Raw genomic sequence first — 16,383 nt, forward strand, 5'->3', positions numbered from 1 at the left:
GAGTTACTGAACCTTATTGCGGGTATGGCACCCAATCACCACCGTTCAACCGTACATACGGCTTATTCTGGTACTGAATCACCACCGCATTCGCGTTCTCAGACACTTCCGCCGTCTGCGGCAGACCGCTGGTGAGCTGATTCCAGTTCACGCTGTCTTCCACAAACAACTTCCCGTCTACCGCACGCGCAACCAGCTCGGAAATTGCCAGATAGCTGCTCGGCTGGGTGATTTCGATTGGCGCACCCTGATGCGGTGCTTTCATGCCGAAGAACTTAATCCCGGCGGGCACGTTGGTGATGGACGGGCTTGGGATATCGCGCAAGCCGGAGACCTGCATCCTGTCGCCTTTCAGCGCGCCACCGTGCTCTGGCACCACAACCACCATCACCCGACGGCCTGATTTTTCCAGTTCGGTAAAGAACGCATCCAGCTCATCGAAGAACTTCTGCGCACGAACTTTGTAATCCGCCGTTTTGCTCACGCCAGGATAGTGGTTACCGTCGTGCAGCGGTAGGGTGTTGTAGAAGGTCGCGCTACGGGTGTTTTCCTCTTTCCCGACCGTTTGCAGCCAGCGTTGCAGCGTGGCGGTGTCGTCATACACCGGTGAACCGTCAAAGCCCAGCAGTGGCACTGGCAGACCGGTTTGGTCCATCAGCGGCGCATGCATCCCGCCGTTCTCGCGCACTTCTTTCAGGAAGCCGCCAAAGATACCGTTATGGCCGAGCATCAGGTGCTGGGTAAAGCCCAGTTTTTCGAGGTTATCGAACAGGTAGCACTGATTGCCCGCAGGCTGATACAGATTTTTATGCGACGGCTGACCGCAGCTGGCGCGCAGCAGACGAATCGCCGCCGGGCCGCTGTACGAGGTGGCCGAGTTAAAATCTTTGAACTGAATATCGAAATGCGACCACAGCGGGTGCGACGACAGACCTGCAGCCTCCACATCGGCCCAGGAGAGGGAACAGATGTTGATCACCAGCAATTCAAACGGCTGCGCGTCGGCAGGCAGTGACGCCGGGAATTTCGTCTGACGCTTGGCTTCCGCGTTATAGAAGCTGGACAGCCAGGCGTTAAGGTTGGTGGAGGTCGGTGGCGCGGTTTGCGCCGGGATATCCCCGATCACGGCCGTATCGCCAGCGGTAGCAACTGTCGGCGCGGCGCTGCCGCCCGTGGTAGTCACGGTTTCTGTCGGCTGACCGGCTGGCCACAGGGAGAAGCTCGGGCCTGCCAGCGTCAGGACGTTCAGCCAGATCATAATCGCCACCACGAACACCGTGATGCGGATCCACTGGGAGAGGAACAGCCATGCAATCAGCATCACAAAAATGGCGCCAATCATCTGCCAGTTGATAAAGCGTTCGGTCAGATCGAGAAGATAATCGCTGCTAAAGCCCGCCACCTGCGAGCCCTGGCTCATGATGCTATCCGGGCCTGGAAGCCAGGTATCATGCCAGAACAGCCCGAAGCCAATCGGTATCGCTACCCAGTGGCGCAGGCGGTGCAGCTTCAGGTTCGGAATGGGCATCAGCAAAAATGCCATAAACACCAGGTTAAGCAGCGGATGGAAATTCAAATAGCCCGCCCAGAGCAGGCCGAATTTCACCAGAAAATAGAAGTTCCAGCCGGACAGGCCGCGCCAGTATTGCCAAAGCGGCGAAGGTGCCGAAGCAGTATAGGTAGAATTAGTCATGTTTTCGGTTTGCCTTGACGTGTGAAGCCCGTTTCAGTGTTCCAGCTGGTTTTACATAGCGAGGTTTTGCAAACAGCAGTCTTACCGTATCGCGGGTACGGCGTAACGAATGGCGCGCATAGTAGCCAAGTGGGAAGAAGATGATCGCGCACAGGATCACGAGCTGAATAATGTCAGTATTGTTCATGATGATGCTCTCTCCTCTGCATCACTCAGCAAACGCAGCGGCTCAGGGACGCGACGCCAAACGTGTCCGTCGTGGGTGGCGTTCAGCACCGGCTTGCTGTCGCTCGCGACCAGCAGCGGTTTGCCCCATTGTTCCGGCTGCAGCTGTTTCATCTGCACAATTTCGGCGCTGATCAAATTGTCTTCAAACCAGACCATGCGGTTGGAGAAGATATCTCCGGTTGGCAGCGGGAAAATGTGGTTAAGGGCGGTATCCAGGTCGTTGATGCGACAGAAGGATAAAAACAGCACCAGGCGATTATCGCCGATGGTCATGATATCCCCGGTACGGTTCGGGCGGCACAACGTCAGCGCCTGCTCGATACGGATACCCGGAACCGGACGCAGCGCGACCATCACCCCTTTACCGTCTGCCGGCAGTAGCGTGTTGCTCATCATGTTGCTCACCGCGTCGCAGAACGTATCCCATTTCTGGTAGCCGCGCAGCTTCATCGGCTGGGTCATGGAGAGCAGCGTTGAGATCTCTTCCGGGACGTGGCGATTAAACTGCTGACCCTGGAGGCTTTCGATGAGCGTCAGGCAGCGAGAAAGCGGGGCGTTCCACGGGATCACCATGTTCGCGCCGCAGCCGAGCAGCAGGCGTTCATCGGTGGCGCGCAGGCTGGTGTTGTTCTCACGGACCACGATTTTCAGTGCGCTGCCGCGCTGGCGACGCAGGGTGTGGATCTGTCGGGCTATCGACTCAATCTGATTATTCTGCGTCAGTGAAAAGACAATCGTCGCGGCCTGCGTGGTGCGGGCTTCATTAAACAGCGATTCGTTGGTTTCGAACAAAGACCAATATTCAGAGAGGGCAGGGGCGCCTTCTAATACAGCGATGTGGCTCAGAATGCGTTTTTCATCGTTTCGTGGCTGAACGACGGTTTCTTCCTGCTGGGCGACATGCCACTCGCCAGCAATATGCTTCAGCGTCAGCTGTTGTCGGGCGCTCACCCCTTTTTCATTGCACCAGAACGCAATATCGTAAAGATGGCTATCGGCCTGATGGCGCGTACTGGCCAAACCAAACAGGGAACGATATTCACTCATTAAAAATGAGAACTGCTTATCATTATTACTACCAGGACTGATCACCAGCAGCGTGCAATTTTGATCGCGCACCCATTTATTGATTTTTTCCAGCCAGACTCGCAATTTTTCTGTGGGTATATTTTGCCAGGTATTGTTCGCGCATTTAAGCACCAGTAAATAACGATGAGGATCGATGCTGCATTGAATGTCGCGGGGCAAAAAGTATAGACCATCTTCCTGGTTTGGCATGGAAAACAGACGCACTTTATCCGGCCCCTGTTCATTACTCAGGCTGATGATATCTTTAGGGTCCTCGCCCATGGTCACCACAGCGACGTGGGCACTTTTCTCTTGCGCTGCAATTGTTTGATTCACAAGACTAATAGCGTCTTCATTGCGGTCCGTACTGATCCACCAGACTCCGCCGGCTGGCATGTGGCGCAATTCATCCCATAATGACTGGATACCAACTGAAAATATGGGGTTCACGGTGTCCCTCTTTGCGACTAATTTACCTGTATCTCAGTTTACTAGCGAAAGCTCAGAAATAAACCTAACATTGAAATTAAAGACCATCAGATTTAGCATATGAATGAATTTTCGCAGGCAGGAAGCCGTGCAACTACCTCTGTTGTTCGTTGAGAATTAATAAAGGAATGAAACTAAAATGCATAATAACGAACCAACAACGCCGGTTGATTCTGGCCTTGGGTACACATTCCAAAATGATTTTTTGGCGTTAAGCCAGGCTTTCTCATTGCCTGAAATAGACTACACCGATATTTCACAGCGAGAACAGCTGGCAGCGGCGATTAAACGCTGGCCATTATTAGCTGAATTTGCCCGTCAACAATAAGGGAGCCATTGATGGCCATACTTGGATTACAGGGCATTCGTGGCGGTGTTGGCACGACGTCAATAACAGCAGCGCTGGGATGGTCATTACAGATATTAGGCGAATCGGTACTGGTTATTGATGCCTGTCCCGATAATTTGCTGCGGATGTCTTTTAACGTTGACTTTGACACTTCTGATGGCTGGGCGCGGGCGTTGCTCGACGGTCGCGACTGGCGAGACACCGCACAACGTTACACGTCGCAGCTCGATATCCTGCCGTTCGGCCAGCTGACCGCCAGCGAAAAAGAGTCCATTTACACCCGCTATGGCACGCTGGGCTATTTTGCCGATGCATTGCAGCTGTTACAGGAAAAAAGCCACTACCAGTGGATTTTGCTCGATCTCCCAAGCGGCTTCTCACCGCTCACCCGCCAGTTAATCGAACACTGCGATCACACGCTGACGATTGTGAACGCGGATGCCAACTGCCATGTTCGCCTGCATCAGCAGGTGCTCCCGAACGGAGCGCATATTCTGATCAACGATTTACGTCTGAACAGCCAAATTCAGGACGATCTCTACCAGGTCTGGCTGCAAAGCCAGCGTCGTCTGCTGCCGATGGTCATTCATCGCGATGAAGCCATCGCCGAGTGCATGGCATCCAAACAGCCGCTCGGCGAATACCGCAGCGATTCTCTGGCGGCGGAAGAGATCCTCACTCTGGCGAACTGGTGCCTGTTGCACTATACCGGACGCCCGGAGCCTGCCGGGAGAGGCCTATGAGCCGGCTGTCCAACGCGCTCCTCATCCCGCCCGTTAGCGCGCGCTTAAGCGAGCGTTACCGGAATTATCGCCGTCACGGTGCGTCTGCCTTTAGCGCCGCGCTGGGCTGCTTCTGGGTGATTTTGGCCTGGATGTTCATCCCACTCGAACATCCACGCTGGCAGCGTATTCGTGCACGCCATCGCGAGCTTTATCCGCATCTTGATCCTGATCGACCGCGTCCTCTCGATCCGGCGCGCTACGCGATTCAGGCGTTATGGCTTATCGTCAGTCAGGCGAAACGCGAAAAAACCGAACCGCGCTGGCGCACGTACAGTCGCTTTAAGAACGTGCGCGGGCGTTACCATCAGTGGCTGGAAACACTGCCTGAGCGCTTCAGCGACCAGACCAGCCATCTCGATTCGCATAAAGAGCTGGGGCATCTGCATCCCGGCTTGCGGCGTTTTATTCTCGGGGTGATCGTCGTTTTCTCGCTCATTCTGGCGCTGCTTTGTATCACTCAGCCGTTTAATCCGCTGGCGCAGTTTATCTTCCTGATTCTGCTGTGGGGCGTGGCCCTGCTGGTGCGGCGTATTCCAGGGCGCTTCTCGGCGCTGATGCTGATTGTGCTCTCCCTGACCGTCTCCTGTCGCTATATCTGGTGGCGCTATACCTCGACGCTGAACTGGGATGACCCGGTGAGCCTGACCTGCGGTTTGGTCCTGCTGTTCGCGGAAACTTACGCGTGGGTGGTGCTGGTGCTGGGGTATTTCCAGGTGGTCTGGCCGCTGAATCGCCAGCCGGTTCCGCTGCCGAAAGACACCGCCCAGTGGCCGACGGTGGATATTTTCGTTCCGACCTATAACGAAGATCTGAACGTGGTGAAAAACACCATTTACGCCTCTCTCGGTATCGACTGGCCGAAAGACAAGCTCACTATCTGGATTCTGGACGACGGCGGGCGCGAAGAGTTTCGCCAGTTCGCCGACAGCGTGGGGGTGAAATACATCGCCCGTACTACGCACGAGCACGCCAAAGCCGGGAACATCAACAACGCGCTGAAGTATGCCACGGGCGAATTCGTGTCGATTTTTGACTGCGACCACGTCCCGACGCGCTCGTTCCTGCAGATGACCATGGGCTGGTTCCTGAAAGAGAAACAGCTGGCGATGATGCAGACGCCGCACCACTTCTTCTCGCCGGACCCATTTGAACGTAACCTCGGGCGTTTTCGCAAAACGCCTAACGAAGGCACGCTGTTCTACGGGCTGGTGCAGGACGGGAACGACATGTGGGATGCCACCTTCTTCTGCGGCTCTTGTGCGGTGATTCGCCGTAAACCACTGGATGAAATTGGCGGTATCGCCGTCGAAACCGTCACCGAAGATGCGCACACCTCTCTGCGCTTGCACCGTCGCGGCTACACCTCGGCGTACATGCGTATTCCGCAGGCGGCGGGGCTGGCGACGGAATCGTTATCCGCCCACATTGGCCAGCGTATTCGCTGGGCGCGAGGAATGGTGCAGATTTTCCGTCTCGATAACCCGCTGACGGGTAAAGGGCTGAAGCTCGCGCAGCGTCTCTGCTACGTCAACGCCATGTTCCACTTCCTGTCCGGTATCCCGCGGCTGATCTTCCTGACGGCACCGCTGGCCTTCCTGCTGCTGCACGCGTACATCATCTTTGCCCCGGCGCTGATGATTGCCCTGTTCGTTCTGCCGCACATGATCCACGCCAGCCTGACTAACTCGAAAATTCAGGGGAAATACCGCCATTCGTTCTGGAGTGAAATCTATGAAACGGTGCTGGCCTGGTATATCGCACCGCCCACGCTGGTGGCGCTGATTAACCCGCATAAAGGCAAATTCAACGTCACCGCGAAAGGCGGGCTGGTGGAAGAGGAGTACGTCGACTGGGTGATCTCCCGCCCGTACATTTTCCTCGTCCTGCTGAATATCTTCGGCGTGATGGTGGGGATCTGGCGCTACTTCTACGGCCCGGAAAACGAAGTGCTGACGGTCTTCGTCAGCCTCGCATGGGTCTTCTACAACCTGATCATTCTCGGCGGCGCGGTGGCGGTATCGGTGGAGAGCAAGCAGGTTCGTCGCTCCCATCGCGTCGAAATCTCCATGCCTGCGGCGATTGCCCGTGAAGATGGCCATCTCTTCTCCTGTACCGTCCACGACTTCTCCGACGGGGGGTTAGGCATCAAGATTAACGGCCAGGCGAAAGTGCTCGAAGGGCAGAAGGTGAAATTGCTGCTCAAGCGCGGCCAGCAGGAGTACGTATTCCCGACGCAGGTTGTGCGTGTGTTGGGCAATGAAGTTGGGCTGCAGCTGATGCCGCTCACCAAGAAGCAACATATTGATTTTGTACAGTGTACCTTTGCCCGCGCGGATACGTGGGCACTCTGGCAGGATAGCTTCCCGGAAGATAAGCCGCTGGAAAGTCTGCTGGATATTCTGAAGTTGGGGTTCCGTGGTTATCGCCACCTTGCAGAATTCGCTCCGCCGTCAGTGAAAATAATTTTCCGTTCACTTACCTCGCTGGTTTCCTGGGTGGTGTCGTTTATCCCTCGTCGCCCTGAGCGGGATGAGGCGAAACAACAACCGGACCCGGTTATGGCTCAACAATGATGATAACGCGATGAAAAGAAAACTTTCCTGGATATGTGCTGTGGCGGTTGGGATGAGTTCGCTGCCCGCAATGATGGCTCAGGCGGCGCCTGAAAATTCGACGCAAACCCCTGCGCCGACCGTGCCTGTCGTGGCGCAAGCGACGGATCCGGTGGTTACCGCAGCACCTGGGCAAACCGAAAACGTGGTGCCTAATCAGCCAACGGAGGGGAACACCCTGCCGGGAACGCCGACGGGCGCGCAGGCGGTTGGTCAGGTGATGCCGGGCGTGAACGGTGCGAATGCGCCTATTGTTGCGGATAACGTTCCGTCGCGTGACGTGAAGCTGACGTTTGCGCAGATTGCGCCGCCTCCGGGCAGCATGATCTTGCGCGGGATCAACCCGAACGGCGGCGTTGAATTTGGCATACGCAGCGATGAAGTGGTCTCCAGCGCGCTGCTGAATCTGGAATACACCCCATCGCCGTCCCTGCTGCCGATTCAGTCCCAGCTGAAAGTCTATCTCAATGATGAGCTGATGGGCGTACTGCCGGTCACCAAAGAACAGCTGGGCAAGAAAACCCTGGCGCAGGTGCCGATCAACCCGCTGTTTATCACCGACTTTAACCGCGTGCGCCTCGAGTTTGTCGGCCACTATCGCGACGTCTGCGAAAACCCGGCCAGCAGCACCCTGTGGATGGACGTCGGTCGTAACTCCTCCCTGAACATGACTTACCAGACGCTGGCGGTCAAAAATGACCTTTCCGCGTTCCCGATTCCGTTCTTTGATCCACGCGATAACCGCGAGCTGAACCTGCCGGTGGTGTTTGCCGGTTCACCGGATGTGGCGCAACAGCAGGCGGCGACCATCGTCACCTCGTGGTTTGGCTCCCGCTCTGGCTGGCGCGGGCAGAGTTTCCCGGTACTGTTCGACAAGCTGCCGGAAAGAAACGCTATCGTGTTTGCCACCAACGACAAACGCCCGGCGTTCCTGCGCGATCACCCTGAGGTGAAAGGCCCGACCGTCGAAATGATGAATCATCCGGATAAGCCGTATGTGAAGTTGTTAGTGGTCTTCGGTCGCGATGATAAAGATCTGGTCCAGGCGGCGAAAGGCATTGCCCAGGGGAACGTGCTGTTCCGTGGCAATAGCGTCGCCATTGGCGACGTGAAACCGCTGCTGGCGCGTAAACCTTACGATGCGCCAAACTGGATCCGCACCGATCGCGCGGTGACCTTCGGCGAACTGAAAACCTATGAAGAGCAGCTCCAGTCTACCGGGCTTGAGCCATCCGCCATTAACGTCTCCCTGAACCTGCCGCCGGATCTCTATCTCCTGCGCAGCAACGGGATCGATATCAATCTGAACTATCGTTATACCGCGCCGCCAACCAAAGACAGCTCGCGCATGGATATCAGCCTGAACAACCAGTTCCTGCAATCCTTCCCGCTGACCAGCAGCCAGGACACCAACAAGCTGTTGCTCCGTCTGCCGGTCCTTCAGGGTCTGCTGGACGGCAAAACGGACGTCTCCATTCCGGCGCTGAAACTCGGGGCGGTGAACCAGTTACGCTTTGATTTCCAGTACATGAACCCAATGCCTGGCGGCTCGGTGGATAACTGCATCACCTTCCAGCCGGTCGCGAATCATGTGGTCATCGGCGACGACTCAACCATCGACTTCTCGAAGTATTATCACTTTATCGCGCTGCCGGATCTGCGCGCGTTTGCTAACGCCAGCTTCCCGTTCAGCCGTATGGCCGACCTCTCTGAAACCATCGTTGTGATGCCAAAAACACCTAACGAAGGCCAGGTGGCGACCCTGCTCGATGCGATGGCGTCCGTTGGCGCACAAACCGGTTTACCGGCGCTGAACGTCACGTTGACGGATGATGGCAGCCAGATTCAGGGTAAAGACGCCGATATCATGCTCATTGGCACCATTCCGGATAAGCTGAAAGACGATAAACGTATCGACCTGCTGGTCCATGCGACCGAGTCCTGGGTGAACACACCGCTGCGCCAGACCTCCTTCCCGAGCATCATGCCGGATATGGCCGACCGCGAAGCGAGCGTTCAGACCAACATCAGCTCCCAGGGACCGATGGCGGCGATTGTCGGCTTCCAGTCTCCTTACAACGATCAGCGCAGCGTTATCGCCCTGCTGGCAGACAGCCCGCGCGGATATGAGCTGCTGAATGGCGCGATGAATGACAGCGGTAAGCGCGCCGCGATGTTTGGTTCGGTCGCGGTGATCCGTGAGTCCGGCGTGAACAGCCTGCGCGTGGGTGACGTCTACTACGTCGGTCATCTGCCGTGGTTCGAGCGCATGTGGTATGCCCTGGCAAACCATCCGGTGCTGCTGGCAGTCTTTGCGGCGATAAGCGTCGTGCTGCTCGCGTGGGTGATGTGGCGTCTGCTGCGCATTATCAGCCGTCGTCGTCTGCATTCGGATCGTGAGTAACCGGTGATGAAAGGGTTTCGCTGGTGCGTAATGGCTATGGTGGTAATGGCGGCGGCGAACGTTCGCGCCGCCTGTACCTGGCCTGCATGGGAGCAGTTTAAAAAGGACTATATCAGCGAAGGCGGGCGCGTCATTGATCCCAGTGACGCGCGCAAAATCAGTACGTCGGAAGGGCAAAGCTACGCGCTGTTTTTTGCCCTCGCGGCGAACGATCGCCAGACCTTTGATCGCCTGCTCGGCTGGACGCGCGACAACCTCGCGCAGGGCGATTTGAGCCAGCATCTCCCCGCCTGGCTGTGGGGAATGAAAGAGAAAGACGCCTGGGCGGTAATCGACAGCAATTCAGCGTCGGATGCCGATATCTGGATTGCCTGGTCGCTGCTGGAGGCGGGGCGTCTGTGGAAAGCGCCAGAGTACACCGCCACCGGGAAAGCGCTGCTCAAGCGCATCGCCAGTGAAGAGGTGGTAAAAGTGCCGGGCCTGGGGCTGATGCTGCTGCCCGGCAAAGTCGGCTTTGCCGAAGAGAAATCCTGGCGCTTTAACCCAAGCTATCTCCCGCCGCAGCTGGCGAACTATTTCACCCGCTTTGGCGCACCCTGGACTACGCTTCGTGAAACCAATTTGCGCCTGCTGCTGGAAACCGCGCCAAAAGGGTTCTCACCCGACTGGGTGCAATATCAAAAAAATAAGGGCTGGCAACTGAAGCCAGAAAAAACGTTTATCGGCAGTTACGATGCGATTCGCGTCTATCTCTGGGCGGGCATGTTGCACGACCGGGACCCGCAGAAAGCACGACTGCTGGCGCGTTTTAAACCCATGGCGACGCTAACAACAAAAAAAGGCGTTCCCCCTGAGAAAGTCGATGTCGCCAGCGGTAAAACCACGGGGAATGGCCCGGTTGGTTTCTCCGCCTCACTGCTGCCGTTTTTACAAAACCGCGATGCACAAGCGGTACAACGTCAGCGTGTCGCCGACCATTTTCCCGGTAACGACGCCTATTACAGCTACGTACTGACCCTGTTTGGACAAGGATGGGATCAGCACCGTTTTCGTTTCACCGCAAAGGGTGAATTACACCCTGACTGGGGCCAGGAATGCGCAAGTTCTCATTAAGTTTACTCAGTTTATCCCTTGGATTGACACTGATGCCGCTGGCGCAGGCCGCCAATTCTCCGCAGCAGCAACAGCTGCTGGAACAGGTGCGCCTGGGCGAATCGACCAACCGCGAGGATTTGGTTCGCCAGTCGTTGTATCGTCTTGAACTGATCGACCCCAACAATCCGGATGTGGTCGCCGCGCGTTTCCGCTATTTGCTGCGTCAGGGTGATAACGCCGGGGCGCAAAAAGAGTTAGACCGCCTCAAAGGGCTTGCGCCCAGTTCCAGCGCCTATAAATCGTCGCGCAACGCGATGCTGCTATCGACCCCAGAAGGGCGTCAGGATCTGCAGCAGGCGCGCCTGCTGGCCACAACGGGCCATACCCAGGAAGCCATTGCCGCCTACGATAAAATCTTCGCTGGCGATCCGCCGAACGACGTTCTGGCGGCGGAATACTGGACCGTGGTGGCTAAAAATCCTGCCCGCAGCAACGAGGCTATTAATCAGCTTAAAAAAATTAACCTCAGCAGCCCTGGCAACACTGAGCTGCAGAACTCGTTATCCCAGCTGTTATTCAAAAACGGCCGTCGTGATGAGGGCTTTGCCGTTCTCAGGCAGATGGCGAGATCAAACGCCGGGCGCGATGCGGCCTCTGATATCTGGTATCAGCAGATCAAAGACCTGCCGGTCAGCGCCGGCAGCGTAAAAGCGCTCCAGGATTATCTGCAGGTGTTCAGCGCGGGCGATAACGTTACTGCCGCCCGCTCGCAGCTGGAAGCTCAGCAAAAACAGCTGGCCGATCCGGCGTTTCGCGCCAAAGCCGAAGGGCTGGCCGCCGTGGAGGCAGGACAGGGCAATAAAGCGGTATCTGACCTCCAGCAGGCGGTAAACGCCAATCACACCGACAGCGAAGCCGTAGGCGCGCTGGGCCAGGCCTACTCTCAGCGCGGCGATCGTGCCCGCGCCGTTGCACAGTTTGAAAAAGCCATTGCCCTCGATCCACAGAGTGATAACCGTGGGAAATGGGACAGTCTGCTGAAAGTGAACCGCTACTGGCTGCTGATCCAGCAGGGCGATGCCGCGCTGAAAGCCAACAATGTCGCGCAGGCAGAACGTTACTACCAGCAGGCGCGCACTATCGATAACACCGACAGTTACGCGGTGCTCGGGCTGGGTGATGCCGCCGTCGCGCGCAAAGACAACGCCGCCGCCGAGCGTTTCTACCGGCAGGCCCTGCGGATGGACAGCGGTAACAGCAACGCGGTGCGCGGGCTGGCGAATATCTATCGCGCGGAATCGCCGGAAAAAGCCGACCAGTTTATCCGTTCGCTCTCTGCCAGCCAGCGTCGCAGTATCGACGATATCGAACGCAGCCTGACCAACGACAGATTATCCCAGCAGGCAGAACAGCTGGAAAACGAGGGCAAATTTGCACAGGCAGCGGAAATTCAGCGCCGCCGTCTGGCGCTCTCGCCGGGCGATGTGTGGATTACCTATCGCCTGTCGCGCGACCTCTACAGTGCCGGACAGCACAGCCAGGCGGATACGCTTATGCGCCAGCTGGCCAGCCAAAAACCGGCCGATCCGGAGCAGGTGTATGCCTACGGGTTATATCTTTCGGGTAACAATCAGGATCGCGCGGCCCTTGCGCACCTGAACACTCTGCCGCGCGCGCAGTGGAGCGGCAACATTCAGGAACTGGCTAACCGCCTGCAAAGCGATCAGGTGCTGGAAACCGCCAATCGCCTGCGTGAAAGCGGCCAGGAGCGGGAAGCCGAAACGCTGCTGCGCCAGCAGCCTGCCTCCTCACGTATCGATTTAACGCTGGCCGACTGGGCGCAGCAGCGCGGGGATAACACGTCGGCCATTGCGGCCTACAACACTGTCCTGCAGCGCGAACCGCAAAATGTTGACGCCCTGCTCGGCCTGACGGAAGTCTATATCGCGCAAGGCAATAAAGACGCTGCCCGCGCTGAGCTTGCCAAACTGCCCGCCGGGCAGAACGGTGAGGCGCCGTCGATCAACACGCAGCGTCGTATCGCGCGGGTGCAGGCCGATCTCGGTGATACGACTGCCGCACAGCAGACCTACAGCAAAATCCTTCCGCAGGCCAAATCGCAGCCGCCGTCGATGGAAAGCGCGCTGGTGCTGCGCGATGCGGCTAACTTCCAGGCTCAAAGCGGCCAGCCGCAGCAGGCGCTGGAAACCTACAAAGATGCAATGGTGGCCTCCGGCGTCACCCCGTCACGCCCTGAAGATAACGACAGCTTCACCCGTCTGACGCGCAATGACGAAAAAGACGACTGGCTGAAACGCGGCGTGCGCAGCGATGCGGCGGATCTCTATAAGCAGCAGGATGTGAACGTCACGCTGCAGCACGACTACTGGGGTTCCAGCGGTACGGGCGGGTATTCCGACCTGAAAGCGCACACCACCATGCTGCACGTGGATGCGCCGTTGTCGGACGGACGGATGTTCTTCCGAAGCGACATGGTGAACATGGACGCGGGTTCCTTCGATACCAACGGTGGCACCTACGACCCGAAATGGGGTACCTGTTACGAGACGCCGTGTAGCGGCAACACCAGCCAGAAACAAAACGGCGCCAGCGTGGCCGTTGGCTGGCAGAACAAAACCTGGGAGATGGACATCGGCACCACGCCGATGGGCTTTGACGTCGTCGATGTGGTCGGCGGCCTGAGCTACAGCAACGATCTCGGCCCGATCGGTTACACCCTGAATGCCCATCGTCGCCCGATCTCCAGCTCCCTGCTGGCTTTCGCCGGACAAAAAGACCCGAACACTGGAACCACCTGGGGCGGCGTGCGCGCAACCGGCGGTGGCGTCAGCGTCAGTTATGACAAAGGCGAAGCGAACGGCGTCTGGTCAAGCCTGAATATGGACGCTTTGCAGGGCAAAAACGTCGAGGATAACTGGCGTATTCGCTGGATGACCGGCTATTACTATAAGCTTATCAACGACAACAACGAGCGTCTGACGGTGGGCGTGTCGAATATGCTCTGGCATTACGACAAAGATTTGAGTGCCTATTCTCTGGGACAGGGCGGCTACTACAGCCCGCAGGAGTATGTCTCCTTCGCGCTGCCGGTCACCTGGCGTAAACGCACCGAAAACTGGTCATGGGAGCTGGGCGGGTCGGTCTCCTGGTCGCATTCCAAAACCAAAGACGGGATGCGTTACCCGATTCAGGGATTGATTCCAGATAATCACTACGATATCGATGACAACCTGATGTATTCCGACAAAAAAGAGCCGGAAAATGGCAGCAGCTCGTCCGGTACCGGTTATACCGCGCGGGCGATTATCGAACGTCGCGTGACCTCAAACTGGTTTGTCGGACTGGGCGTTGATATTCAGGAGGCGAAAGATTACACCCCGAGTCATGCGTTAATTTACGTGCGCTACTCGGCTGAGGGCTGGCAGGGCGATATGGACCTGCCTCCGCAACCGCTGATCCCTTACGCGGACTGGTAACCGGATTTATCTTTAATCCACCGCTTAGGCTCTCTTAAAATCGTCGCGATCGGGTATACTCTGCCGGGAATAGGGTAACACTTTGTTACCCTATGCTTCGGGTTTTGTGGAGAGTCAATTTGCGTGTCAGCCGTTCTTTAACTATCAAACAAATGGCGATGGTCTCAGCCGTCACTATGGTGTTTGTATTCGTCTTTTGCGTCATTTTGCTGTTTCATTCCGTACAGCAGAATCGCTACAACACGGCTTCGCAACTGGAAAGTATTGCCCGCTCGGTCCGTGAACCGCTTTCCGCCGCCATTCTCAAAGGGGATATCCCCGAAGCAGAGACCATCATCAAGCGCATTCAGCCTGCGGGGATCGTCAGCCGCGCGGATGTGGTATTACCCAATCAATTCCAGGCGTTGCGGATGAGCTTTATTCCCGAACGCCCGGTGCCGATGATGATCATGCGGATGTTTGAGCTGCCGGTGCAGATTTCGCTCCCGCTCTATTCTCTCGAACGCCCTGCGAACCCGCAGCCGCTGGCCTATCTGGTGTTGCAGGCAGATGCCTATCGCATGCATAAGTTTGTCATGAGCTGGATCTCCACGTTAGTAACCACTTACTTACTTTTGACGCTGATCCTGACCGTGGCGCTCACCTGGTGCATTAACCGGCTGATCGTCCATCCGCTGCGTAAAATTGCCCGTGAGCTAGACAATCTCGCCCCGCAGGACCAGGTCGGACACCAGCTTGCCCTGCCGCGCCTGCACCACGACGATGAAATCGGCATGCTGGTGCGGAGCTACAACATCAATCAGCAGCGCCTGATGCGCCAGCATGATGAAATCAACAGCAACGCGACCCGCTTCCCGGTCTCGGATTTGCCGAATAAGGCATTCCTGATGGCCCTGCTGGAGCAGACCGTTGCGCGCCAGCAGACTACCGCGCTGATGGCAGTGGCCTGTGAAACCCTGCAGGACACGGCGGGCGTGCTGAAAGAGAGCCAGCGTGAAATGCTGCTCTTAACGCTGGTGGAGAAGATCAAATCGGTGCTGGCGCCGCGCATGGTACTGACGCAGGTCAGCGGCTACGACTTTGTGATTCTGGCCCACGGTGTGAAAGAGCCGTGGCACGCCATCACATTAGGTCAGCAAGTGCTCACTGTCATTAATGAGCGGCTACCCATCCAGGGGATTCAGCTGCGCCCAAGCGCCAGCATTGGCCTGGCGATGTATTATGGCGATCTGACGGCAGAACAACTCTATCGCCGCGCCTTCTCGGCAGCCTTTACCGCCCGTCGTAAAGGCAAAAATCAGATCCAGTTCTTCGAGCCAGAGCAGATGGAGAAGGCGCAGCAGCGCCTGACGGAAGAGAGCGATATCCTCACGGCGCTCGATAATCACCACTTTGCGATCTGGCTCCAGCCGCAGGTGAATCTGGCCACGGGCGACGTCACCAGCGCGGAAGCGTTGCTGCGCGTCATGCAGCCAGATGGCTCCTGGGAGCTGCCCGAGGGACTTATTGAGCGCATCGAATCCTGCGGCCTGATGGTGACGGTCGGCTACTGGGTGCTGGAAGAGTCATGCCGCCAGCTTTCAGCCTGGCAGGAGCGCGGTATCAACATGCCGCTGTCGGTGAATCTGTCGGCGCTACAGCTAATGCATCCGACGATGGTTTCCGAGATGCTGGAGCTGATCAACCGCTACCGCATCAAGCCGGACACCCTGATTCTGGAGGTGACGGAGAGCCGTCGCATCGACGATCCAAACGAAGCGGTGGCGATTCTGAAACCGCTGCGCAACGCCGGTATCCGCATTGCGCTGGATGATTTCGGCATGGGTTACGCCGGTCTGCGTCAGCTCCAGCACATGAAAACGCTGCCGGTCGATGTCCTGAAGATCGATAAAACCTTCGTTGACGGCCTGCCGGACGACAGCAGCATGGTGGAAGCCATTATCCAGATGGCGCGCAGCCTGAATCTGCACGTCATTGCCGAAGGGGTCGAAACCGAAGCCCAGCGCGACTGGCTGGCGCAGGCGGGTGTCGAAAGTGGACAAGGTTTCCTGTTTGCCCGAGCCGTTCCGGCGGAAGAGTTCGAAAAACGCTACTTTACGGGCGACAATTCTTACGTAAATGTCTAACTTTGTTGCTGGCTTGTTCGAGTCAGCACACAGTTTT

10 protein-coding genes are annotated in these 16,383 nt (G+C 57.1%); 7 read left to right on the top strand and 3 right to left on the bottom strand.

Features of this window, described 5'->3' with window-relative positions:
* Nucleotides 1-13: 13 nt before the first annotated feature.
* Genes bcsG through bcsE form a run of 3 tightly spaced genes read right to left on the bottom strand, consistent with a single transcriptional unit; the run spans nucleotide 14 to nucleotide 3,439 of the window.
* Nucleotides 14-1,693 carry a cellulose biosynthesis protein BcsG gene (bcsG, locus tag DAI21_RS05605; RefSeq protein WP_100778485.1) on the bottom strand — a complete coding sequence of 560 codons (1,680 nt, stop codon included), beginning with the start codon at nucleotides 1,691-1,693 and terminating at the stop codon, nucleotides 14-16.
* The gene (bcsF, locus tag DAI21_RS05610; RefSeq protein ID WP_100778486.1) at nucleotides 1,686-1,880 is read right to left on the bottom strand and encodes a cellulose biosynthesis protein BcsF; all 195 of its coding nucleotides are present in this window, start codon (nucleotides 1,878-1,880) and stop codon (nucleotides 1,686-1,688) included. Before bcsF ends, bcsG begins: the two co-directional genes overlap by 8 nt.
* Entirely contained in the window at nucleotides 1,877-3,439 is a 1,563-nt protein-coding gene (bcsE, locus tag DAI21_RS05615; RefSeq protein ID WP_107702663.1) for a cellulose biosynthesis c-di-GMP-binding protein BcsE, read from the bottom strand. Before bcsE ends, bcsF begins: the two co-directional genes overlap by 4 nt.
* 178 nt (nucleotides 3,440-3,617) lie before the next feature.
* Here bcsE and bcsR point away from each other — a divergent pair, with 178 nt between their 5' ends.
* The 7 genes from bcsR (at nucleotide 3,618) to hmsP (ending at nucleotide 16,346) form a co-directional block, all read left to right on the top strand.
* Nucleotides 3,618-3,806, top strand: a complete 189-nt coding sequence (gene bcsR, locus DAI21_RS05620) for a cellulose biosynthesis protein BcsR (protein WP_100778488.1) — start codon at nucleotides 3,618-3,620, stop codon at nucleotides 3,804-3,806.
* A gap of 11 nt (nucleotides 3,807-3,817) precedes the next feature.
* Nucleotides 3,818-4,570, top strand: a complete 753-nt coding sequence (gene bcsQ, locus DAI21_RS05625) for a cellulose biosynthesis protein BcsQ (protein WP_100778489.1) — start codon at nucleotides 3,818-3,820, stop codon at nucleotides 4,568-4,570.
* Complete coding sequence (gene bcsA, locus DAI21_RS05630; protein WP_100778490.1) at nucleotides 4,567-7,185, top strand: UDP-forming cellulose synthase catalytic subunit; 2,619 nt, start codon at nucleotides 4,567-4,569, stop codon at nucleotides 7,183-7,185. Before bcsQ ends, bcsA begins: the two co-directional genes overlap by 4 nt.
* A gap of 10 nt (nucleotides 7,186-7,195) precedes the next feature.
* Nucleotides 7,196-9,628: a cellulose biosynthesis cyclic di-GMP-binding regulatory protein BcsB gene (bcsB, locus tag DAI21_RS05635; RefSeq protein WP_102105271.1), complete on the top strand. Its 2,433-nt coding sequence runs from the start codon at nucleotides 7,196-7,198 to the stop codon at nucleotides 9,626-9,628.
* Between the two features lie 6 nt (nucleotides 9,629-9,634).
* Nucleotides 9,635-10,741, top strand: coding sequence for a cellulose synthase complex periplasmic endoglucanase BcsZ (gene bcsZ, locus DAI21_RS05640; RefSeq protein WP_102105272.1), 1,107 nt, complete (start codon nucleotides 9,635-9,637; stop codon nucleotides 10,739-10,741).
* Complete coding sequence (gene bcsC, locus DAI21_RS05645; protein WP_107702664.1) at nucleotides 10,723-14,220, top strand: cellulose synthase complex outer membrane protein BcsC; 3,498 nt, start codon at nucleotides 10,723-10,725, stop codon at nucleotides 14,218-14,220. The genes bcsZ and bcsC overlap by 19 nt, the downstream gene beginning before the upstream one ends.
* A 119-nt stretch (nucleotides 14,221-14,339) precedes the next feature.
* Complete coding sequence (hmsP, locus tag DAI21_RS05650) at nucleotides 14,340-16,346, top strand: biofilm formation regulator HmsP (RefSeq protein ID WP_233210367.1); 2,007 nt, start codon at nucleotides 14,340-14,342, stop codon at nucleotides 16,344-16,346.
* Nucleotides 16,347-16,383: the final 37 nt, after the last annotated feature.

Source organism: Lelliottia sp. WB101 (genome assembly GCF_003051885.1).
Classification (GTDB): Bacteria; Pseudomonadota; Gammaproteobacteria; order Enterobacterales; family Enterobacteriaceae; genus Enterobacter; species Enterobacter nimipressuralis.

Bases quoted from the DNA above. Each gene is read 5' to 3' on its own strand.
- bcsA (WP_100778490.1), top strand. From the start codon at position 4,567: ATGAGCCGGCTGTCCAACGCGCTCCTCATCCCGCCCGTTAGCGCGCGC.
- bcsQ (WP_100778489.1), top strand. From the start codon at position 3,818: ATGGCCATACTTGGATTACAGGGCATTCGTGGCGGTGTTGGCACGACG.
- bcsR (WP_100778488.1), top strand. From the start codon at position 3,618: ATGCATAATAACGAACCAACAACGCCGGTTGATTCTGGCCTTGGGTAC.
- bcsZ (WP_102105272.1), top strand. From the start codon at position 9,635: ATGAAAGGGTTTCGCTGGTGCGTAATGGCTATGGTGGTAATGGCGGCG.
- bcsG (WP_100778485.1), bottom strand. From the start codon at position 1,693: ATGACTAATTCTACCTATACTGCTTCGGCACCTTCGCCGCTTTGGCAA.
- bcsC (WP_107702664.1), top strand. From the start codon at position 10,723: ATGCGCAAGTTCTCATTAAGTTTACTCAGTTTATCCCTTGGATTGACA.
- bcsB (WP_102105271.1), top strand. From the start codon at position 7,196: ATGAAAAGAAAACTTTCCTGGATATGTGCTGTGGCGGTTGGGATGAGT.
- bcsF (WP_100778486.1), bottom strand. From the start codon at position 1,880: ATGAACAATACTGACATTATTCAGCTCGTGATCCTGTGCGCGATCATC.